Below are 19,606 nucleotides of genomic sequence, written 5' to 3' on the forward strand. Positions count from 1 at the left end.
GACCCATATGCACCACCCAGGGTGACCTCTCGCCCGATTTGCCCCGCATATCCCCCACCGTCCGCACCCGCCGCGCACACCGTACGCCCTGACCGGGCGTCAGCGAAGGATCAGCGGACGGCGCGGTGGATCGCGACCAGCAGCCGCCACACGTGAGCGGCGAAGGCGTCCGGCGAAAGGTCCAGACGGCCGTGCAGCCAGTCGGCGAGCAGGCCGGTGAACACGGCCGCGGTGGCGGAGGCGGCGAGCGCGGGCGACGGGGCGCCCGCGCGGGTGCGGTCGGCGAACGAACGAGCGCGGAGTTCGTCGTGGAGGAGCGCGCCGAGCGGGCCGCCGCCGCCTTCCGCGATCAGACCGCGGTAGAGGTCGGCCCGCCCGGCCACGACGGCGAGGAATTCGGCCAGCGGCGCGGGCGGCGCGTCAGGTCCCGGCGGCGCGGTCCAGGCGTGCAGCGCGTCGACCGCTTCCCGTACGACGTCGGCGCAGGCGTCGACCGCGAGCGCCTGGAGACCGTCGTAGTGCAGATACAGGGTCGCCCGGCCGACCCCCGCGCGGCGCGCCACCGCCGACAGGCTGACCTGGTCCAGCGGGCGCTGCGCGCACTCGTCGAGCAGCGCGGCCCGCAGCCGGGCGCGGGTCCTGAGCGTACGGGGATCGGACGTCGCGCGCCCCCCGCTCACCTCACCCGTAGCGATCACACCCCTCATCCAGCCACAAGCACCGCCGCCAGCGCCACGACCGCGGGCGCGAACTGCACAAAGAGAATCTTGCGGGACGCGGTCGCCGCGCCGTACGCACCCGCCAGGATCACACAGCACAGGAAGAACACCCGGGCCTGGAAGCCCACCGGGTCGGAGGCGATCAGGCCCCAGACGAGTCCGGCGGCCAGGAAGCCGTTGTAGAGGCCCTGGTTGGCGGCGAGCGGCGCGGTGATCCTGGCGCCCTCGTCGTCGAGCCCGTGCAGCGCCCGGCCGCGCGGACCGCGCCACAGGAACATCTCCAGCACGAGCGCGTACACATGGAAGGCGGCGACCGCGCCGACCAGGATTCCCGCGACGACCTTCACGACCGTGCACCACGCCTTCCGTTGACCGGACTTCCCGCTCTCCGACTTCCTAGACAACTGTACAGGAAGTCGGAAACCCCTCTCCCTGCCGGGAAGCCCGCCGGGCAGTCGCGTCTGCGCCAGGAAGTCCCTCCAGGCCGGGGGAAGTCGCCTCTGCGCCGGGCAGTCGCCGTTTTACGCGGTCGGCCGCACGCGGCTCACACGTCCCGCACCAGCGCCTGCGCCAGCTCGCGCGGTCGGCTCAGCGCGAGCAGATGCCCGCCGGGCAGTTCCTCGACGTCCACGCCGATCCGCTCCTTGCCCAGCCGCCGCTGGAATTCCAGCGGGAAGAAGCGGTCCTGCGCGCCCTGGAGGAAGCGGGTCGGCACATCGGGCCACGCCGTCAGCGGCCACGGCTGCGTGAAGACCCGTTCCGGCGCGCCGCCCGACGGGGCGGAGTTCATGGCCTCCTCGGTGATCTCCCGCGGCACGTCGTGGAAGAAGTCGACGCGCATGTCGAACGCGGTGTCGCGTCCCTCCTCCCGCGCGTACGCCTCGCGGGCGGCCTGCTGGCCGGTGTGGTCCCACCACTCCCCCGCCGTCTCGCCGGGCAGCGGCACCATCGCGTTGAGGAGTACGAGCCGGTCGGCGCGCAGCCGCTCGCAGGCCAGCGGCGCGGAGAATCCGGCGAGCGACAGCGCCACGAGGACCAGCGGCCGGGCCAGCCGGTCGACGTCGCCGCACGCCGCCACGATCGCGTCCGCGTAGGCGTCGAGGTCGGCGGCGCTGTCCTCGGGCAGGTCGAGCGTCACCGCCTCGTGCCCGCGGGCGCGCAGTTCCGGTACGAGCCGGTGCCAGCCCCAGGCGCGGCCGTCCGCGCCGGGGACGAGTACGAAAGTCGCCATCGTTCACGCCTGCTTTCGTCGGGGCGCGCCCGGGACACGGGCCCGCTGCTCCCCATAGGACCGCGGGCGCGGCCGAAACTCATCGCGGATCGGCGGCGGCCGTCCCCGGTCGGCCGGGCCGACGACGGCGGTTTCCGCGCCGCCCGCGTCGTCGTCCCGGCGCCGGTCACGGCCGCCGCCCTTCCCGCCCCCGACTCCGCCCTGACATACGGCGTCGGTACGTCCTCCCCGACAGGCCGGTCGGGCCCTTCGGGTGCCTCACGGGCTCACCGGCTCAGCGGCTCACCGCATCAGCGCATCACCGCCTCAGCGGCTCACCGGCTCAGCGGCTCAGCCCGAAAGTGATCCGGTACCCGGCCTCGCCCCGGCTGGTGAAGGTGCTGGTCGCGTCGTCGTCCACGTACGAGTACGCGAACGGCTCGGCCTTCTTGAACACATCCGCGTACCTCACCGGCCACTGGTCGGGCAGGCACATCGAGCGCGGCGCCCACGTGCCGCGGCAGCAGTACTGGTCGGTGTCGAAGACCCCGCAGGGCGACTCGCAACCGACCACCCGGCCACCGGACGTCACCTGGAGGGCGGCCGGACAGTCCACGGCGTGGGTGCAGCCCGCGGCCGAGCAGCCGTTCGCCGAGATCGGGTCCTTCGTCGTACCGCCGACGAGGTTGATGTACATCGGGAGGTTGGAGCCGTCGACGAGGCTGACGTCGTAGAAGTCCATCCCGTCCCACGAGTTGAGGTTGAACTCCGCCAGCGTCGCCGGGATCACCCCGTAACCGGGGCACTGGAAGCGGCCGTCGCAGTCGCCGGTCTCGCAGTGGCCGCGGCCCGAGGCGTCGAACGAGCAGCCGGTACGGCCCCAGAAGCGGCCGTTCCAGTGGTCGGGCACGCGGACGCCGAGGGTCTGCCCAGGGCGCAGGACCCAGCCGGTGGTGGTGAGCGCGGGCCGGGCGGTCTGCTCGCCCGAGGCGAGCCAGATCGTCTGGTCCACGTCGTTGACGAAGGTGAACACCCGGGTGCCGGAACGCGGTGGGAGCTTCGTACCGGCGGGCGACGCGGCGGTGCGCGACGCGGTCGGCCGCGGGGGCTGCCGGGAAGCGGTCGGCTTCGGCTTCTTGGCGGCGGTCGTCGCGGAGGCGGTGACGGTCGGTGTCACGGACGGCGCGGCCGTGGTCGTGACCTGCCCCGCCGATACGGGCGCGGCGCCCGCCGTGGCCGAGGTGTCGGCCGAACCGCCGCCAGGCCGTTGGCCGGAGACCACCCAGACCGCCACGCACAGGGCCGCGACGGCCAGCGCCACCGCCGCCGACACGGCACCGCGCCGTGATCGTCCGCCGTGCCGAGCTCTGCGTCCCATCGCTTCCTCCGCGCCGTGGCCGCCGTGGCCGCCGTCAATACCGTTGATGCCTGTGGCCAGCGCATCCCGTACGTCCCGCACATGCCGACTCACCGGCGATCAGGAGACGGCCGGTGAGCGGCGGGGATAACGGATTTCCGGTACGGCGAAGGCCCGACTCCGGCCGCGGGAGGGGGCGTTACGCGTAGACCCCGGCGAGCCAGCGCGTCCAGTCCGCGCCGATCCGCTCGGCGTCGGCGCCCGGCGCGAAGTCGTGCACGCTCACGCCGACCGTCGCGCCGAAGTGGTTGCGGCCGAAGAAGCGGTACATCGCCTGGTCGGTGCGGAGCCCGATGAAGTACGGGTTGCGGAAGTCGAGCACGGCCTCCACCCGTCCAGCGCCCGGCAGTTCGACCTGTACGGTCGCGCCCTCGGCCGCGTCGTCCGCCAGCCCGAGCGCGCGGGCCGCCGTCTCGAAGGCGTCGGGCGCGCCGGACGCCTTCGGGCCTTCCGCGCCGCCGAAAACGGCGATGCGGCCGGTGAAGTACCGCAGGTACTCCCGCAGGGTGTGCATGTAGAAGTCGGTGTGCTTGTTCGCGCCGTCGTACTGGTTGTCCCAGTCCTCGACGAGGATGCCGCTGTGCACGTACCGCACCCATGAACCGCCGCCCTCGCGGGGCTCGATGAGGTGGTCGACCTGGTTGAAGGTCTGCACCGAGATGCCCTCGGCGTCCTCGGTGCGCCCGGTCAGCCGGTGCGGCGGGTCCCACGCGACCACGGTCCCGCCGAACGGCGCCGCGCCGCCCTCCTTGGGCTCGTACTCCATGGGCCACAACCAGCCCCCGGTACCGGTGGTGATGGCGTCCCAGACCTGCGACGGGCTGGCGTCGACCTCGAATTCACGGACGATCTCGAAGTGCTTGGACATGGTTGTTCAGAGCTCCTTGCTCCAGGGGATACGCGGATGGGGGCCGTGCGGGTGCGGGAGGGCGGACCGGCCCTACGCCTTCCGCGGCGCGTAGACGACGTGGTGGACGCCGGACGCGAACATCTCGGAGGAAACGACGGTGAACGGGGTCTGCGGCAGACCGTCCTGGAACAGCCGCTTGCCGCGGCCGACCACGATCGGGTGCACCAGCAGGTCGAACTCGTCCACCAGGCCCTGCCCGAGCAGCAACTGCACGAGCGTCGCGCTGCCCATCACGGTGATGTTCGCGCCGTCCCGCTGCTTCAGCTCGCGGACGGCGGCGGCCGGATCTCCGCTGAGGACGGTGGAGTTGTTCCATTCGGCCTTCTCCAGCGTGCTGGAGACGACGAATTTGGCGATGCCGTTCATGTGGTCGCCGCCGGGCTGGCCGGCCATCGCGGGCCACGCGGCGGCGAAGCCGTCGTAGGTGGTGCGGCCGAGCAACAGGGCGTCGGACGCGTCCATTTGGGCGGACACGGCACCGGCCATGTCATCGTCGAAGTACGGCCCGTGCCACTCGTGGGGCGCCTCCATGACTCCGTCGGCGGACAGGAACTCACTGACGACAAGCTTCCTCATGACGCTTCCTCAGGGGGTGTGGTGGGCCGGCCGACGGCCGGTTCGACAGCGGAGGCATCGGCGCCACCGCTCGTGACGGCGGGGGCGTCGGGGGTCTTCACCGTGGGGTGCAGGGCGACGACGATCCGGTGCGGACGCCCGCCCTCGGCCTCCTCGTCGTGGTACTTGGCGACCAGCGCGGCGATGCCGCGGGTCAGTTCGTCCACGAACGCGGCGCGGTCCGCCGCCGAGCCGAAGCGGACCTCGCCGTCGAGCGCGAAGGTCGCGATCCGCTGCCGCGCCCGGTCCGCGCCCGTGATCAGCGTGCCGACGTCCCGCACCAGCCGGGCGGCGACAGCCAGCAGCCAGCGCGCCGAGAGCTGGTCGCGGAAGCGGGCCGGATCGGGCTGCACGGCGGCCAGCGCCATCGGCGAGATCACGTACGAGGCCGCGGTCGCCCGCATCAGCCGCTCGGTGACATTGCCCTTCTTGCGCTCGCCCGACAGCTCGACCAGGCCGTGCTTCTCCAACGCCTTGAGGTGGTAGTTCACCTTCTGCCGCGGCAGCCCCACCCTCGCCGCGAGCATCGTCGCCGATGCCGGGCCCGCCGCCAGCTCGGCCAGCAGCCGGGACCGTATCGGGTCCAGCGACGTCGCCGCCGCTTCGGGGTTCTCGATCACGCTCACGTCCAACATGGCTTCAGCGTCTCACCGAAAACTTTTTTTGTCCAGACGCATTCTCTTGTCGGTGGGCGAGCGGCCTTCGGCGCGGGTAGCGGTCAGGCTGAGGTAGGCACTGGCCGGTCCCATGGGGGCAGGGCACTGCCCGGTCCCATGGGAGGCGCCGGACGGTCCCACCAGCGGCTCCGGCGCGCGGTGAAGGTCCGCGCGGTGCCGGTCCGCGCGGGATCAGTGCCGGGTGGGGGTCAGTGGCGGGTGGGGTCAGTGGCGCGCGGGATCAGTGGCGGGTGGGGGCGGCGTCCCGGAGTGCTTCGGCGACGACGGCTTCGAGGCGGGTGTGGTGGGCGCCGCGCCAGTAGACGCGGCCGCAGGAGGCGCACGCGGCGAAGACGTCGTAGGAGCGTTCGGTGCCGCCCTCCAGGCGGTCGCGGACGGACTCCTTGTCGGCGGGGGTCAGCAGGCCGTTGCAGGCGACGCAGCGGGTCCAGGGCGCGAGGTCGGGCGCGAACCGCTGGAGGATGTCGCGCAGTTGGTCGGCCGGGCGGTCGCTGTAGACGTACGCGCCCGCCCACAGTTCGCGGCGGCGCAGCAAGCCCCGGTCGCGCGTGAGCATGACCCTGCGGTCGCTCGCCGAGAGCGCGGCGAGCGCCGGGTCGCCGATGTCCTCGTTCTCGTACGCCGCGTCGACCCCGAGCAGCCGCAACCGCCGCGCCAGCGTGCCGAGATGGACATCGAGCAGAAAGCGCAGCGGCGCGCCCGGCACCTCCTGCGGCCGTACGACCGCGTGGACCCGTACCGCCTCGCCCGGCGCCGGGACGTGCGCGTTCGGGACCGCGCGGCCGTCGACGGACAGCCCGCCGACCTCGGTGAGCGGCACGCCCAGCGACTCCACGACGTGCCCGAGCGACGACGTGCCGTCGGTGACCACGGCGCCGGGTTCCTCGCGGCGCCGGTCGGCGGCCACGAAGAGGTGCAGCTCAGCCGGGATACTGACGGTGATGTGCGGTCCGTTCACGGACTCAGCATGCCATCGCCCGCCGGGCCCGGCCACGGAGTTCCGCGCCGCTCGTCAGTGCCTTGGAGACGGTGGAGCCGGGGGTGTGACGCGCGCGCCGCGCCGCCGTGGCCTAGATGTCGTAGGTCACCGTCACCGGGGCGTGGTCGCTCCAGCGCTGGTCGTAGCTCGCGGCGCGCTCGACGACGGCGGTGGTGGCCGCGGCGGCGAGGGCTTCGGTGGCGACCTGGAGGTCGATGCGCCAGCCGGTGTTGTTGTCGAACGCCTGGCCGCGCATGGACCACCAGGAGTAGGGGCCCTCGACGTCGGGGTGGAGGCGGCGGACGACGTCGGTCCAGCCCGCGGGGCCGAAGAGTTCGGTGAGCCAGGCGCGTTCCTCGGGGAGGAAGCCGGCGGATTTGCGGTTGCCGCGCCAGTTCTTCAGATCCGCTTCCTGGTGCGCGATGTTCCAGTCGCCGCAGACCAGGGCATGGGTGCCGGTTTCGGCGGCGTGGTCGCGGAGCGCGCCGAGGTGGACGGCGAAGTCCTTCATGAAGCGCTCCTTCTCCGCCTGGCGCTCGGTGCCGACCTCGCCGGAGGGGAGGTAGAGGCTGCCGACGGTCAGACCGGGTCCGGTGCCGGGCAGGTCGACCTCCAGGTAGCGCCCGGCGGCGGCGAATTCGGTGGCGCCGAAGCCGACGCGGACGGCGCTGGGCTCCTCGCGGGTGTACAGCGAGACACCGGCCCGGCCCTTGGCGGAGGAGGGCGCGTGGAAGGCGTGCCAGCCCGCCGGGTCGCGCAGCTCGACGGTGAGCTGGTCGGGCTCCGCGCGGACCTCCTGGAGGCAGACCACGTCGGCTTCGGTCTCCTCCAGCCAAGTCAGGAAGCCTTTCTTGGCGGCGGCGCGGAGTCCGTTGACGTTCACGGTGGTGACGGTGGTCGACATGCGCTGGACGATACCGGGGCCGGTCGGCTGGACCGCTTCGGTATCCCCCGTCCGCACGTGCGTACGACCGCGCACGTACGATATCGGGCGTGGAGATCAGAACGACGCGTTACGACCACCCCGACGCGGTGAAGCTCAGCGACCTGGTGCAGCAGGAGTACGTGGAGCGGTACGGCGACGGGGACTCGACCTTCATGGACGCGGCCCATTTCGACCCGCCGCGCGGGCTGTACCTGCTGGCCTACGACGAGGACGGGCACGCCGTGGCCAGTGGCGGCTGGCGCGCCCAGGACGACTCGCCCGACGGGCACGCGGACGGCGACGCGGAGATCAAGCGGATGTTCGTGGTGGCGCGGGCGCGCGGGCGCGGTCTCGCCCGCGCGATCCTGGCCGAGCTGGAGCGGACGGCCGCGGCGGCGGGCAGGACCCGGATGGTGCTGGAGACCGGTCAGCGGCAGCCGGAGGCCATCGCGCTGTACCGCTCGTGCGGCTACCTGCCGGTGCCGAAATTCGGCTACTACCGGCACGACGAGCTGAGCGTGTGCCTCGGCAAGCCGCTGGTCGCGCCGCCGGGCCCGTAAGCCGCCGGTCCAAGCCGCTGATCCAAACCGCCGGTCCAAGCCGCCGGTCCAAACCGCCGGTCCAAACCGCTGATCGCACCGCCCCCGCGCGTACCCCACGGATCGCGGCGCCCCGCACGAGGTCCCGGCGTCAGCGCCCGCCCCTGTTGCGGCCGCCGCGCCGCAGGTACATCCCGGCCAGCGCGCCGACGATGAAGCAGCCGAGCAGCGCCATCCACAGCGGCATCGTGACCTCGGGGATCAGCAGCCGGATCTTGACGTCGCGGGTGTTCTCGAAGATGAAGATCAGGGCGAGGACCGCGAGCACGGCCACGGTCACCCGGCCCGGGGTCACCAGCGAACCGAACCTGCTGTCGCTCGGCGGCTTCTCGGTGCTCACCACGCTCACCTGCTCCCGGTTCGGCGCTGTCCCCTTGCGTTCATGATCGGTGCGGGGGCGCCGGGGCGGGCTGCGGACTACTCCGAACGGGTGAGCGCGTCCGCTGCGCGCGCCTGTGCGCTCACCTGCGTGCTCGCGTACGGGCTCCCGTGTGTACTCGCCTGGGCGCTCGCCGCCAGCAGGCGCAGCGCCGCCTCGTCCGGGGTGCCGGGCGCCGCGCTGAACAGCAGCAGCCGGTGGCCCGAGCCGTCGCCGGTCCGCAGCATCTCGAAGGCGAGGTCGAAGCGGCCCACCACGGGGTGGTGGAAGGTCTTGGTGCCGGTGGTGCAGTTGCTGACCGGGTGGCGGGTCCACAGGGCGGCGAATTCCGGACTCTTCATGGACAGCTCGCCGACGAGTTCGGCGAATCCGCGGTCGTCGGCCGCCTCGCCCGCCGCCAGCCGCAGGGAGGCGACGGCGCGCCGGGCCTCCTCGTCCCAGTGCGGGTGCAGTTCCCTGGTGTGCGGGTCGAGGAAGAGCATCCGCTGGGCGTTGGGGCGGTCGGCCGGGCGGTCGGGCGCGTCGGGGTCGAGGTGGCCCGCGGTGAGGGCGTGGCCGAGCGCGTTCCAGGCCAGGACGTCGTAGCGGCGGCCCATCACGACGGCGGGCACCGCGTCCATGGCGGCGATGAGCTGCCGCGTGGCGGGCCGTACGGTCTCGGCCCGCTGCGGGGCGCGGCGTCCCGCGCGGCCGGGGCGCGCGAGGTGGCGCAGGTGGGCGCGCTCGTCGTCGGTGAGCCGCAGCGCGGTGGCGAGCGCGTCGAGCACGGCCTGCGAGGCGTTGGCGCTCTGGCCCTGTTCGAGCCGTGTGTAGTACGCGACGCTGACGCCCGCGAGCTGGGCCAGTTCCTCGCGACGCAGGCCCGGTACGCGGCGCCGGGCACCGTACGGGACGACGCCGACGTCCTCGGGGCGCAGCCGCGCCCGCCGGGTGCGGAGGAATTCGCCCAGTGCGGAGGGGGTGCGCGCGGTGCCGTCCATGCGTCCAGTCTGCCCCGGCGCCCGGCGCGGAGCCTGACCCTGCCGGTGGTAGGCACCGCCGACGTACGTACGGCCCGCGTAGGCACCGCCCGCGTACGAAGAACGGGGGTCTGGGTACGGGCCGCGCCGCCGACGAGCCTTCCGTGGTGACCGCACCACCGCTATGGAGGGCCGCAGGATGACGCCACCGACACCGACACCAGCACCCACACCCACGCCGACATCCACACCCGCACCCACACCGGCATCCGCACCCGCACCCGCACCGACGACGGGTGCGGGCCGCGCGGCCGGGACGGGGAGAGCGCGGACGGACGGGGCCGGGGCACCGGACACCGCCCCGAGGTCCGGCCCGCCGCCGATGAGCGCGCGGCAGCGCTGGACGCTGATGCTGCTGCTGGGCTCGCAGTTCATGATCGCGGTGGACTTCTCGATCCTGAACGTGGCGCTGCCGGTGGTCGGCCGCGGTCTCGGCTTCTCGCTGGCGAATCTCCAGTGGATCGCGACGGCGTTCGCGCTGGCCGCCGCCGGATTCACGCTGCTGTTCGGCCGGGTCGCGGACCTGTTCGGGCGGCGCCGGGTGTTCCTGGCCGGGATGGCGGTGCTCGGGGTGTCGTCGCTGGCGGGCGGGCTGGCGACGGGTCCGGCGATGCTGCTGGCGGCGCGGGTCGCCCAGGGTCTCGCGACGGCGGCCGTGACCCCGGCCGGGATGGCGCTGCTGACCACGTCGTTCCCGCAGGGGCCGCTGCGGGACCGGGCGCTCGGTCTGAACGGGGCGCTGATGTCGGCCGGTTTCACGGCGGGCGCGGTGCTCGGCGGGGTGCTGACCGACCTGCTGAGCTGGCGCTGGGCGTTCTTCGTCAATGTGCCGGTGGCCGCCGTGGTGCTGCTCGCCGCGCCCGCGCTGATCGCCGAGAGCCGCCCCGCCGCGCGGCCCCGGCTCGACGTGCCCGGCGCGGTGACCGTCACCGGCGGGCTGCTCGCCGTCGTCTACGGCTTCACGTCGACGGGCGAGCGCGGCTGGCTCTCCCCGGTGACGCTGACCGCCCTGCCGGTGGGCGCGGCGCTGCTGGCCGCCTTCGTCGCTGTGGAGCGGCGGGCCCCGGCGCCGCTGGTGCCGGTACGGTTCCTGCGCCGCCGGTCGGTGATGTGGGGGAACGCGGCCGGGCTGATCGCCTTCGTGACGGAGACGTCGCTGGTCTTCCTGATGACGCTCTACCTCCAGAAGGTGCTGGGGTTCTCGGCGCTCGCGACCGGTCTCGCCTTCGGTGTGCTGGGGGCGGGCACCGTCGTGGGCGGGGTGCTGGGGGCGCGGGTGATCGGCCGGATCGGCACGCGGGCGACGCTGATCGTCGGCGGCGGGGTCCAGGCGGTCGCCACCGCGTCGCTGGTGCCGCTCGGGGAGGGCCGCGGATGGCTGGGGCTCCTGCTGGCGGCGACCTTCGTCGGCGGTGTCGGCAACATGCTGGCGATCGTCGGCTTCATGGTCACCGCGACGTCCGGGCTGCCGGACGAGGAGCAGGGTCTGGCCACCGGCCTCGCCACGATGACGCAGCAGATCGGCATCACGCTGGGCATCCCGGTGATGAGCGCGGTCGTCACCGCCCGCGCGGGCGCGGCCTCGTCGGCGGCGCCGCACGTACTCCTCGGCGGCATCTCGCTCGCCGTACTGGTCAACGCGGCCCTGGTGGCGGCGGGGGCGGTGGCCTCCGCGCTGTTCCTGCGGTCGCCGAAGGGGCGTGAACCCGTCCGCGCGCGGGGGTGACGGGAGGGCGGGGCGCGGGGGCGCGCGGGGACAGGGACGGGGCACGGGGGCACGGGCAGGGACGGGTGGCGGGGCACGGGGGCGGCGACGGGTGACCAGGGTCGGCCGCGCGCCCGTGCCCCGTACGTCCGTCATGGACTCGCCCGCCGCGCCCCCTGCTGGCAGCATCGGACGCATGGACCACAGGCACCGCTCGGACCGCAGGGACGTCCTCACCGACCTCAGGGAACCGCCGGTGCTCGGGGCGGGCGACTACACGTTGCGCCCGTGGTCGATGGCCGACCTGCACGCGGTGCGCGAGGCGTCGACGGACCCGCTGATTCCGCTGATCACGACCGTGCCGCCGGTCTACAGCGACGCCGAGGGGATCGCCTTCGTCGAGCGGCAGTGGGGACGGCCGGCGGCGGGCCGCTACCCGATGGTGATCGCGCGGGCGTCCGACGGGTGCGCGGTCGGCAACGTGGGGCTCGACATCATCAGCGCGGACCGCGCCACGGTCGGCTACTGGGTGCTCGCCTCGGCGCGCCGCGCGGGCGCCGCAGGTTCGGCGCTGAAGGCGATCACCGAGTGGGGCCTGCACGAACTGGGCATCGCCCGGCTCGACTTGTACGCCGAGCCGTGGAACACCGGTTCGCTGCGCACCGCGGAGAGCGCCGGTTACCAGCGCGAGGGGCTGCTGCGCGACTGGGCGCGCGTCGGCGGGGAGTTGAAGGACGTGGTCATGTACGCAGCTCTTCGTACACCGCGATGACGCTGCGCGCCTGCTGCTCGACCTGGTCGGCGATCGGCACCCAGCGCGGACGGTAGGCGCTCTCGTACGCCGCGCACCACTCGTCCACCAGGCGCGTGACGCGGGGGACGTCGGCGACGCGGCGGAGCATCGCGGCGGCGCGCAGCGGGACGCGCTGCGCGTAGACCTCGATGCTGGTGACGCGCGCGGTGGTCATCGGCGGCAGCGGGAGCGCGCCGGGCGGCCGTACGGCGGGGTCCCAGTCGGCGGACAGCCGGGGGCCGATGCCGACGAGTTCCTTGACGGTGCGCAGCATCGGGGAGTCCGCGCCGACCAGGCGCGGGTCGAGGTTGTCCAGGACCCGGGCGACGCGGGGCAGGTCGCGGCGGAGTGCCGCGCCCGCGACGCGCAGCGCGTGGTCGGGCGCGGGGTGCGGGGAGATGTCGGCGGTGCGGTCGCAGGCCCACATGGGCACTTCGACGACGGCGGTGACACCGTCGTAGCGGCGGGCGTGCGCCCAGGTGGAGTTGGCGCCGTCGCCGACGGTCGCGGGGTCGCCGTCCGGCGGCATCACGTAGACGCCGGGTCCGGGGCTCGGCCACTGGAAGGCGTCGGAGGACCCGCTCTCCAGCGGGATGTCCAGCTCGGCGGCCGACTTGCCGATCCGCGCGGGCACGCCGGGGATGTCGCTGGTGAGCTGCACGAAGCTGCCGCCCACGTCGATGCCGTGCAGCGAGCACTGCAACACCGGGCGCAGCGCGTCCAGTACGCCGAGCAGCGCGCGGGTCTCGGGGAGCGACGCGTCGGGGGCTCCCGGCGGCGGCAGCCATTCGGGCTGTTCCGCCGCGCACGGCCGGAAGAAGTGCTCGTAGTGGCCGCGCAGGGTGTAAGGCCCGCACAGCCAGGGCTCGTTGAGCACCGCGCCGTCCGGGTCGATGCAGAGCAGGAAGTGCCAGGCGGTGCCGTCGCCGTGGCCGCCCTCGCGCTCGGCGGCGAGCTGGTACGCGAGCCGGAGCACCGTGGCACCGCCGACCGCCGCCTCGTTGGCGTGCGGTCCCGCCACCACGAGCGCGTTCCGCTCGCTCCCGCCCTCCGCCTGATCCACCGTCAGCATGAGCAGGGGCCGCCCGGCCCGCGACCGGCCGACAGCCCGCAGTCGGCACAGTCTCGGATATCGCAACGTCAACAGCCGTGCGCCCTGGATGACTTCGGCCGTCGTCGGATAGTGCTCTCTCGCCACCGCATTCCCCCAGAAGCCGAAGCGCGTACTGGCTGCGACTGCGTGACGACGTCGGGTACAGCCCCCACATGACCCCGTCCACCACGGCCGTCGGGCGGCTTCGGTGACGGCGGCACAGAGCGTGCGCGTATCGCGGGTGCCGAAGGGGCCACTGCTGAACGGCCGGGCAAGCACTAAGTACGACACGGCGGCGGCAGGGTGTCAACGGTGCTACCGCAGGTGTTCCGGCGCACAACGGCGCCCGCGACGACGATCAATGCGGCGGCTCCGTACGCGGTTGCCTGGAGCACGTTTCCATGGGCACCGGCGCCCATCGCGTTCCCGGTGTAGAGGGCGAGTCCGGCCAGCGGTACGGCCAGCCACTCCCAGCGGCCGTCGAGCGCGACGAGGGCGACGACCGACAGCGCGTACCAGTAGTAGGAGGGTGAGGTCAGCAGCAGCGCGGTGCCGGTCACGAGCAGGGCCCCGCTCCACGGCCGGTTCCGGTCCCCACGCCGCAGTACGTACACCACCACCGCGAGGACGGCCGCGATCGCGGCCGGGCCCGCCGCGCCGTCCGGAAGCACCAGTCGCAGCAGGGCGAAGCGCCGTACGCTGCCCGGCTCGTATCCCTCCTCCTGGAGGTACCCGGGCAGGTAGCCGAGCACCCCGCCGCCGGACGCGACGACGTACGGCAGGTAGGCCAGAACGATTACGGCGACGGCGGGGAGCAGGACGCGGAGCGCCTCGCGCGGGGTGCGGCGGGCGAGCGCGCCGGGCACGGCGAGGGCGGGCAGCAGCTTCACCGCGACGGCGGCGCCCAGCAGCGCGCCGCGGCGCACGGGCCGCGCGGTCGCACCGAGCGCGAGGACGGTCAGGAGCACGCCGAGGGTGTCGATGTGCGCGTCGTTGACGGCCGCCACGGGCACGATCGGGCACCACGCCCACAGGGCGGCGCGGCGGGGGTCGGCGCCGCGCCGCCGCAGCGCCAGGAGCAGCGCGCCCGTGGTCGCCGCGGCCAGCAGCGCGCCGCCGGCCTGCATCGGCTTGTACCGGGTGCCCGGCGGCGACAGCGCGTGCACGGCGAGGAACCAGCCCTCGGCGACGGGCGGGTAAATGGTGTGCACGGAGGGCCGGTTGATCCGCGTGCAGTCACCGGCGGTGGTAGGGATCTGCGTCCAGTCCGCGCAGTGGCCGTCCGCCTGGCGGGGGAAGAGCCATGGCTCCCGCAGCCGTTCGAGCTCCGGCGCGTTCGGCGGGTACGCGTACGGCGAGACACCCGACGCCTGCACCGCGCCGTCCCACGCGTAGCGGTACATGTCGTTGCTGGTGCGGGGGGCCGTGGCCAGGCCGGTCAGGGCGAGAGCGACGCCTCCGGCGGCGACGAGGACGGTCGCGGCGCGGCGCGGCACCTTGCGGAGCGCGAGGAGGGCCGCCGCGAACAGGGCCCACGCGGCGGCGTACCAGTACGGCAGGCGGTCCGGACGGCCTTCGGTGCCGCCGACGGCGAGGGTCGCCGCGACGACGGCGACGAGGGCGGTGAGGAGCAGGGCGACGAGAGCGGTCGCCGGTCGGCCGCGGCGCGGGGGCGCGGTGTCGGCGCCGCTTGGGCGGGTGGTGCCGGGGGTGGTGCCGGCGGCGGCCCTGCGGGGGGCGGCGAGGAGCGAGGTACGGATTCCCACAGGTCACACGCTCGCATCCGGTCGTGGCGAGCGGGAGCCGAACCGCTGCGACGTACGCGTTCCGTAAGGAGTCGCGCGCTCCTGCGGGGGCCTCGGCGGGGGTGAGATGGCCTCATGACCGATACACCTCCTCCGCCTCCCGCACGGCCCGCCCCGCGGGCCCCGACGCCCCACGCTCGGCCCGCGGCGGTGCTGTTTCCGGCGTGGGCGCGGGTGGGGCCGCTTCGGGAGGGCGCGTTCAGGGGGCGGCTGCACGACGCGCGGACGGCGGTGTCGCTGGGGCGGGTGCTGGGGGCGGCGCTGGTCGTGTGCTTCGTGACCGGGCTGGTCAGCCACTACTTGCAGCAGCCGCCGAGCTGGGCGGTGAACCACCTTCCCAGCCGCCCGAGTTGGGGCTACCGGCTGACCCAGGGCACGCATGTGGCGACCGGCATCGCCGCGATCCCGCTGGTGCTGGCGAAGCTGTGGACGGTCTATCCGCGGCTGTTCGCCTGGCCGCCGCTGCGATCCGTACTGCACGGGCTCGAGCGGCTGTCGATCCTGGTCCTGGTCGCGGCGACGCTGCTGCAACTGGTCACCGGCCTGCTCAACACCGTGCAGTGGTACCCCTGGCCGTGGAATTTCCGTCCGGCCCACTGGGCGCTGGCGTGGGTCGTGGTGGGCGCGCTGGCGCTGCACATCGCGGTGAAGGCGCCGGAGATCGCGGCGCACTGGTGGCGCCGCTCACCGGGCACGCTGCGGCTGCCCGCCGCCGACGGCCGGGACCGGCGGGCCTTCCTGGCCACGGTGGGCGCGGCGGTCGGCGCCGTGACGGTGACGACCGTCGGGCAGAGCCTCACCCCGCTCAAGGACCTCGACCTGCTGGCCCCGCGCCACCCCGACCACGGCCCGCAGCACCTGCCGGTGAACCGTACGGCCGCCGCCGCGGGCATCACGGCGGCGCGCCTGGCCGACTGGCGTCTGACCGTACGCGGCCCGCGCCCGTACGAACTGACGCTGCCTCAACTCCGCGCGCTGCCACAGCGTTCCGTGGTGCTGCCGATCGCCTGCGTCGAGGGCTGGAGCAAGAACGCGCACTGGTCGGGCATCCGGATCCGCGACCTCCTCGACCGCGCGGGCGCCCCGCACCACGCGCGGGTCCGCGTCGTCTCGCTCCAACAGCACGGCGCCTACGCCGTGATGGAGATGGGCGACCTCTACGCCCGCGACCCGCTGACCCTGTTGGCGCTGTCCCTGAACGGCGACGTCCTCTCCCCCGACCACGGCTTCCCCGCCCGGATCATCGCCCCCAACCGGCCGGGCGTCCTCCAGACCAAATGGGTCACCCGTCTCGAGGTGCTGACATGAGACGCCCCACCGCCGTACGCCCGGCGACCCTCCTGCGGTACGGCGTCGGCGCCGTCGGCCTCGCCGGTATGGCCTTCGGCGCGAAACTGCTCCTGACGGACCCTCATATCTCGGACTGGCCCGCGGTGGTGGAGTGGCTCGTGGGCGCCGTCGTGCTCCACGACGGTGTCCTGGTCCCCGCCGTCCTCGCTCTCGGCGCCCTGGCCGCGACCCGCCCCGGCCTCCGTCCGCGGTGGCCCTTCGTCGTCGCGGGCAGCCTCGTCCTGATCGCCCTGCCCGTGCTCCTGCGCCCGCGCCCGACGGCCAACCCGTCCGTCCTCCCCCTGGACTATCCGCGCGGCCTCGCGATCGCGGTGGGTACGGTCCTGGCCCTCGCCCTTTGCTGGGCGGTCGGCCGCCGGGGGTGGGCGCGGCGGCGCGAACTGGGGCGGAGGGTACGCGGTGCGGGTCCACGGCTGAGAGCGGCCGGGAGGGCGGGGGTGGCCGCGGTGGGACGCACGGCGCGCGGGCTCCGCTGACCTCGTGTTCCGGCCCCGGGACCGCGCCTTCGAGCGGCCCGGCGCCGGGGAGTCCAGGATGGGGGCATGACGGTATTCCCCGATGTCCCCGGCGTCTGGCACGGACGGTCCGGCTTCCGGCTCATGCCCACCGACCCCTTCCACGAGGCCCCGGCCGGCGCCCGGGTCGTCCTCGGCGCCGCCGGTCACCTGGCCTGCGTCACCTACACCTGGCAGCACCCGGACGACGGACCGCAGGACGGCATGCTCACCGTCGGCGCGACCGACGAGAACACCCGGCTCACCGCGCTGTGGGCGGACTCCTGGCATCAGCAGCCCGCCCCGCTGCTGATGCACGGCACGCCCGGACCGCACGGCATCGACGTCGAGGGCGAGTACGCCGAGGGGTGGATCTGGCGCATCGCGGTCGACGCGGGTGAGCCCGGCACGCTGCGGATCCGTATGGACAACGACATCCCGTCCGGCCGCTACCGGGTCATGGAGGCCACGCTGACGCCGAGTTGACGTACCGGGCTCCGTGCCGGGACGCCGCTGCGCGAGCCGTCACGCGCCTACCGCACGCTGACCAGAGCGGCGAAGCGGCGGCCCGACGTCGACCACTCCTCCGCCACCGACCAGCCGGTGGCGCGCGCGGCGGCGCGCAGCGCGAGGGGGCCGAGGCGGGCCCACGGGAAGTCGCGGCCCTGCCGTCCGTGGGCGTCCTCGACCCGTACGGTCACCCGCTCGTCCACCTCGTGCGGCGCGGCCTCGGCGAGCAACCGGCCGCCGGGGGCGAGGAGTTCGCGGACGCGCGCGAGGAGGGTGTGCGGGTCGCCGCCGATGCCGATGTTGCCGTCGGCGAGCAGCGCGGTGCCCCAACGGCCCTCCGCGGGAAGGCGGTCGAAGACCGAGCGGCATAGGACCGCGCCGCCCGCGCCCTTGGTGCGGGCCACGGCGGCGGGGCTCACGTCGAGCCCGAGGACCGGCACCCCGTACCCGGCGACGGCGGCCACCAGCCGCCCGGGACCGCAGCCGATGTCCAGCACCGGTCCACGGCAACGGCGCAGCATCGTACGGTCGGCGGCGTCCGGCGGTGCGCACCAGCGCTCGACCTCGAGCGGCAGCAGCCAGCCGTCCTCCCGCCGCAGGAACAGCGGCCCGCGCCCGCTGACCAGGGCGCGCGCGTACGGATCGCCGCCCCAGGTGGTCGCGGTGGCAGACCGCGCGACGGGTACGGAGGTGGTCACCGGGCGGCACCGGCGGCGGCGGGCGCGGTGGCGGTGGCTGTGGCGGGACGGCTCATGGGGGCGAGGCGGCGCCAGGCCGCGGCGAAGTGCGTGGCCGGTGCCAGGGCGGCGACGTCGGCGGCGTCGGACGGGGTGTCGACGTCCCGCAGCAGGGGGAGGTCGTGGACGCGGAGTCCGGCGGAGGTGAGGCGGGCACGCTGGACGGCGCCCGTGTGCGGCGTGGACATGGGGACGCCGAGGAGGAGGTCGGGGCGGGCGGGTTCGGCGAGGCCGAGCGCCCAGAAGCCGCCGTCGGCGGCGGGTCCGAAGACGGCGTCGCGGGTGTCCCAGGCGTCCGGCCGCAGCGCGGACTCCAGCAGGGCGGCGGTGAGTTGGGGGGTGTCCATGCCGACCATCAGCGCGGGTCCCTTGCACAGGGCGAAGGCCCCGGCCAGTCGTTCGTCCAGGCCGCCGCCGGTCTGCGGTGCGACCTCGTAGCCGTCCGGCAGCCACGGTCCCGGAGCGCCGTCCAGGACCAACACCCGTCGGCTCACGTGGAGTTCGAGGCCCGCGGCCAGCGTGTCCCGAAGCGCCGCCTCGGCCAGGACGGCGGCCTCGGCGGCCGTGCAGTACGGCGTCAGACGGGTCTTGACGCGCCCGGCCACCGGCGACTTGGCGATCACCAGCAGCGTCGTCGCGGCCTTCATCGGGCACCCGCCGTAACCGTCGAGTCGGTGCCCGCGGTGGCGTGACCGGCCGACTCGCTGCCGGCCGTCGCGTTCCCGGCCTGCTCGGTAGCGGCTCTCCCGTCACCGGCCATCTCGCCACCGGCCGCTCCAAGGTCACCGGCTCTTTCGTTCAGCACCGCCGTCATGTCGCGGACCGCGTGCCAGGTGCCGCGCCAGGTGCCGGTGACCTTGGAGCGGCCGGTGCGCGGCGCGTACGGGACGGGGGTCTCGCGGATCCGCCAGTCCGCGTCGGCGGCGCGGACCACCATCTGGAGCGGGTAGCCGGAGCGGCGGTCGGTGAGGGCGAGCGCGAGCAGGTCCTCGCGGCGGGCGGCCCGCATCGGGCCGAGGTCGTGCAGGCGCAGACCGGTGCGGCGGCGCAGCAGCCGGGCGAGCTGGAGGTTGGCCAGCCGGGCGTGCGGCGGCCAGGCGCGGAAGGTGGTGGGGCGGCGGCGGCCGAGCACCAGGTCGGCGGCGCCGTCCAGCACCGGCCCCGCAACGGTCGGCAGCAGCGCCGGGTCGAGGGAGCCGTCGCAGTCGCAGAAGCAGACGACGTCGGCGGTCGCGGCGAGCAGTCCGGCGTGGCAGGCGGCGCCGAAGCCGCGTACAGGCGCGTGCACGACGTACGCGCCGTGTTCCGCGGCGATCCGGGCGGAGCCGTCCGTGGAGCCGTTGTCCACGACGATCGCGCGCCAGCCGGGCGGAACGCGGTCCAGCACCCAGGGCAGGGCGGCGGCCTCGTCGAGGCACGGCAGGACGACGTCCGCGACGGCGGGGGGACGGGGGCCGGGGCGGGAGCCGGCACGGACATCGAGGCGGGCGTCCGGGCGGAGGTCGGCCGGGACGGCGGACCGGACGTCACCGGGGACGCCGGGGACGCCGGCCACGGTGGGCGATGGCTTGGTCACACGGATCACCCTACGGAGACGCAAGGGACATAACGGACCCACGATCCTTACGAAACACGGACGGCACCGCTCCCCGGCCTCCGGCCCGGCGTCA

The 19,606-nt window shown here is 74.4% G+C and carries 22 protein-coding genes; 6 read left to right on the forward strand and 16 right to left on the reverse strand.

What is annotated here, in order from left to right; all coding sequences use genetic code 11:
- Positions 1-110 precede the first annotated feature (110 nt).
- The 9 genes from ACIP4Z_RS24615 to ACIP4Z_RS24655 form a co-directional block, all read right to left on the reverse strand.
- The gene (locus ACIP4Z_RS24615; RefSeq protein ID WP_401311486.1) at positions 111-698 is read right to left on the reverse strand and encodes a TetR/AcrR family transcriptional regulator; all 588 of its coding nucleotides are present in this window, start codon (positions 696-698) and stop codon (positions 111-113) included.
- A gap of 5 nt (positions 699-703) precedes the next feature.
- Complete coding sequence (locus ACIP4Z_RS24620; protein ID WP_355339239.1) at positions 704-1,066, reverse strand: DUF1304 domain-containing protein; 363 nt, start codon at positions 1,064-1,066, stop codon at positions 704-706.
- Between the two features lie 197 nt (positions 1,067-1,263).
- Positions 1,264-1,950, reverse strand: coding sequence for an alpha/beta fold hydrolase (locus tag ACIP4Z_RS24625; RefSeq protein ID WP_401311489.1), 687 nt, complete (start codon positions 1,948-1,950; stop codon positions 1,264-1,266).
- Between the two features lie 322 nt (positions 1,951-2,272).
- The gene (locus tag ACIP4Z_RS24630) at positions 2,273-3,307 is read right to left on the reverse strand and encodes a thaumatin family protein (RefSeq protein WP_401311492.1); all 1,035 of its coding nucleotides are present in this window, start codon (positions 3,305-3,307) and stop codon (positions 2,273-2,275) included.
- 178 nt (positions 3,308-3,485) lie between these two features.
- Positions 3,486-4,214 (reverse strand): SRPBCC domain-containing protein, encoded by a 729-nt coding sequence (locus tag ACIP4Z_RS24635; RefSeq protein WP_355339231.1) that lies wholly within the window; start codon positions 4,212-4,214, stop codon positions 3,486-3,488.
- A gap of 72 nt (positions 4,215-4,286) precedes the next feature.
- The gene (locus ACIP4Z_RS24640) at positions 4,287-4,832 is read right to left on the reverse strand and encodes a dihydrofolate reductase family protein (protein WP_355339229.1); all 546 of its coding nucleotides are present in this window, start codon (positions 4,830-4,832) and stop codon (positions 4,287-4,289) included.
- The gene (locus tag ACIP4Z_RS24645; protein WP_401311496.1) at positions 4,829-5,506 is read right to left on the reverse strand and encodes an ArsR/SmtB family transcription factor; all 678 of its coding nucleotides are present in this window, start codon (positions 5,504-5,506) and stop codon (positions 4,829-4,831) included. Before ACIP4Z_RS24645 ends, ACIP4Z_RS24640 begins: the two co-directional genes overlap by 4 nt.
- A 262-nt stretch (positions 5,507-5,768) precedes the next feature.
- Positions 5,769-6,506 (reverse strand): Mut7-C RNAse domain-containing protein, encoded by a 738-nt coding sequence (locus ACIP4Z_RS24650; protein ID WP_355339223.1) that lies wholly within the window; start codon positions 6,504-6,506, stop codon positions 5,769-5,771.
- A 112-nt stretch (positions 6,507-6,618) separates the two neighbouring features.
- Complete coding sequence (locus tag ACIP4Z_RS24655; protein WP_391163676.1) at positions 6,619-7,431, reverse strand: exodeoxyribonuclease III; 813 nt, start codon at positions 7,429-7,431, stop codon at positions 6,619-6,621.
- Between the two features lie 89 nt (positions 7,432-7,520).
- Between ACIP4Z_RS24655 and ACIP4Z_RS24660 the strand changes: the two genes are divergently transcribed.
- Positions 7,521-8,012, forward strand: coding sequence for a GNAT family N-acetyltransferase (locus ACIP4Z_RS24660; RefSeq protein ID WP_391049577.1), 492 nt, complete (start codon positions 7,521-7,523; stop codon positions 8,010-8,012).
- A 130-nt stretch (positions 8,013-8,142) separates the two neighbouring features.
- Here the strand turns inward: ACIP4Z_RS24660 and ACIP4Z_RS24665 are convergent, their stop codons facing one another.
- Both ACIP4Z_RS24665 and ACIP4Z_RS24670 read right to left on the reverse strand, forming a co-directional pair.
- A complete protein-coding gene (locus tag ACIP4Z_RS24665) occupies positions 8,143-8,400 on the reverse strand; it encodes a lipopolysaccharide assembly protein LapA domain-containing protein (RefSeq protein WP_391049575.1) in 258 nt (85 codons plus the stop codon).
- Positions 8,401-8,468: 68 nt separating this feature from the next.
- The gene (locus ACIP4Z_RS24670; RefSeq protein ID WP_401311501.1) at positions 8,469-9,410 is read right to left on the reverse strand and encodes a helix-turn-helix transcriptional regulator; all 942 of its coding nucleotides are present in this window, start codon (positions 9,408-9,410) and stop codon (positions 8,469-8,471) included.
- A gap of 361 nt (positions 9,411-9,771) precedes the next feature.
- On the opposite strand from ACIP4Z_RS24670, the gene ACIP4Z_RS24675 reads away from it, so the two are divergent.
- Both ACIP4Z_RS24675 and ACIP4Z_RS24680 read left to right on the forward strand, forming a co-directional pair.
- On the forward strand, positions 9,772-11,175 hold the full coding sequence (locus ACIP4Z_RS24675) for an MFS transporter (RefSeq protein WP_401311504.1): 1,404 nt from the start codon (positions 9,772-9,774) through the stop codon (positions 11,173-11,175).
- Positions 11,176-11,350: 175 nt separating this feature from the next.
- Complete coding sequence (locus ACIP4Z_RS24680; RefSeq protein WP_401311507.1) at positions 11,351-11,926, forward strand: GNAT family N-acetyltransferase; 576 nt, start codon at positions 11,351-11,353, stop codon at positions 11,924-11,926.
- On the opposite strand, the gene ACIP4Z_RS24685 is transcribed toward ACIP4Z_RS24680, so the two are convergent.
- Both ACIP4Z_RS24685 and ACIP4Z_RS24690 read right to left on the reverse strand, forming a co-directional pair.
- Positions 11,895-13,145 carry a M14 family zinc carboxypeptidase gene (locus ACIP4Z_RS24685; RefSeq protein WP_355339205.1) on the reverse strand — a complete coding sequence of 417 codons (1,251 nt, stop codon included), beginning with the start codon at positions 13,143-13,145 and terminating at the stop codon, positions 11,895-11,897. The genes ACIP4Z_RS24680 and ACIP4Z_RS24685 overlap by 32 nt on opposite strands.
- 173 nt (positions 13,146-13,318) lie before the next feature.
- On the reverse strand, positions 13,319-14,806 hold the full coding sequence (locus ACIP4Z_RS24690; protein ID WP_401311510.1) for a glycosyltransferase 87 family protein: 1,488 nt from the start codon (positions 14,804-14,806) through the stop codon (positions 13,319-13,321).
- 189 nt (positions 14,807-14,995) lie between these two features.
- On the opposite strand from ACIP4Z_RS24690, the gene ACIP4Z_RS24695 reads away from it, so the two are divergent.
- The 3 genes from ACIP4Z_RS24695 to ACIP4Z_RS24705 all read left to right on the forward strand — a co-directional run bounded on the left by ACIP4Z_RS24695 (position 14,996) and on the right by ACIP4Z_RS24705 (position 17,175).
- Complete coding sequence (locus ACIP4Z_RS24695) at positions 14,996-16,153, forward strand: molybdopterin-dependent oxidoreductase (protein ID WP_355339199.1); 1,158 nt, start codon at positions 14,996-14,998, stop codon at positions 16,151-16,153.
- The gene (locus ACIP4Z_RS24700) at positions 16,150-16,671 is read left to right on the forward strand and encodes a hypothetical protein (protein WP_401311513.1); all 522 of its coding nucleotides are present in this window, start codon (positions 16,150-16,152) and stop codon (positions 16,669-16,671) included. The genes ACIP4Z_RS24695 and ACIP4Z_RS24700 overlap by 4 nt, the downstream gene beginning before the upstream one ends.
- Positions 16,672-16,737: 66 nt before the next feature.
- Positions 16,738-17,175: a hypothetical protein gene (locus ACIP4Z_RS24705; RefSeq protein WP_391163659.1), complete on the forward strand. Its 438-nt coding sequence runs from the start codon at positions 16,738-16,740 to the stop codon at positions 17,173-17,175.
- Positions 17,176-17,222: 47 nt separating this feature from the next.
- Here the strand turns inward: ACIP4Z_RS24705 and ACIP4Z_RS24710 are convergent, their stop codons facing one another.
- Genes ACIP4Z_RS24710 through ACIP4Z_RS24720 form a run of 3 tightly spaced genes read right to left on the reverse strand, consistent with a single transcriptional unit; the run spans position 17,223 to position 19,359 of the window.
- A complete protein-coding gene (locus tag ACIP4Z_RS24710) occupies positions 17,223-17,897 on the reverse strand; it encodes a class I SAM-dependent methyltransferase (protein ID WP_355339190.1) in 675 nt (224 codons plus the stop codon).
- Entirely contained in the window at positions 17,894-18,583 is a 690-nt protein-coding gene (locus ACIP4Z_RS24715; protein ID WP_401311517.1) for a DUF2064 domain-containing protein, read from the reverse strand. The genes ACIP4Z_RS24710 and ACIP4Z_RS24715 overlap by 4 nt, the downstream gene beginning before the upstream one ends.
- Positions 18,580-19,359 carry a glycosyltransferase family 2 protein gene (locus ACIP4Z_RS24720; protein WP_401311788.1) on the reverse strand — a complete coding sequence of 260 codons (780 nt, stop codon included), beginning with the start codon at positions 19,357-19,359 and terminating at the stop codon, positions 18,580-18,582. The genes ACIP4Z_RS24715 and ACIP4Z_RS24720 overlap by 4 nt, the downstream gene beginning before the upstream one ends.
- Positions 19,360-19,606 lie beyond the last annotated feature (247 nt).

Source organism: Streptomyces sp. NPDC088910 (assembly GCF_044749865.1).
Taxonomy (GTDB): Bacteria; Actinomycetota; Actinomycetes; order Streptomycetales; family Streptomycetaceae; genus Actinacidiphila.

Coding starts and splice junctions, on each gene's coding strand:
- ACIP4Z_RS24625 (WP_401311489.1), bottom strand. CDS start 1,950: ATGGCGACTTTCGTACTCGTCCCCGGCGCGGACGGCCGCGCCTGGGGC.
- ACIP4Z_RS24630 (WP_401311492.1), bottom strand. CDS start 3,307: ATGGGACGCAGAGCTCGGCACGGCGGACGATCACGGCGCGGTGCCGTG.
- ACIP4Z_RS24635 (WP_355339231.1), bottom strand. CDS start 4,214: ATGTCCAAGCACTTCGAGATCGTCCGTGAATTCGAGGTCGACGCCAGC.
- ACIP4Z_RS24640 (WP_355339229.1), bottom strand. CDS start 4,832: ATGAGGAAGCTTGTCGTCAGTGAGTTCCTGTCCGCCGACGGAGTCATG.
- ACIP4Z_RS24645 (WP_401311496.1), bottom strand. CDS start 5,506: ATGTTGGACGTGAGCGTGATCGAGAACCCCGAAGCGGCGGCGACGTCG.
- ACIP4Z_RS24655 (WP_391163676.1), bottom strand. CDS start 7,431: ATGTCGACCACCGTCACCACCGTGAACGTCAACGGACTCCGCGCCGCC.
- ACIP4Z_RS24670 (WP_401311501.1), bottom strand. CDS start 9,410: ATGGACGGCACCGCGCGCACCCCCTCCGCACTGGGCGAATTCCTCCGC.
- ACIP4Z_RS24675 (WP_401311504.1), top strand. CDS start 9,772: ATGAGCGCGCGGCAGCGCTGGACGCTGATGCTGCTGCTGGGCTCGCAG.
- ACIP4Z_RS24680 (WP_401311507.1), top strand. CDS start 11,351: ATGGACCACAGGCACCGCTCGGACCGCAGGGACGTCCTCACCGACCTC.
- ACIP4Z_RS24700 (WP_401311513.1), top strand. CDS start 16,150: ATGAGACGCCCCACCGCCGTACGCCCGGCGACCCTCCTGCGGTACGGC.
- ACIP4Z_RS24705 (WP_391163659.1), top strand. CDS start 16,738: ATGACGGTATTCCCCGATGTCCCCGGCGTCTGGCACGGACGGTCCGGC.
- ACIP4Z_RS24715 (WP_401311517.1), bottom strand. CDS start 18,583: ATGAAGGCCGCGACGACGCTGCTGGTGATCGCCAAGTCGCCGGTGGCC.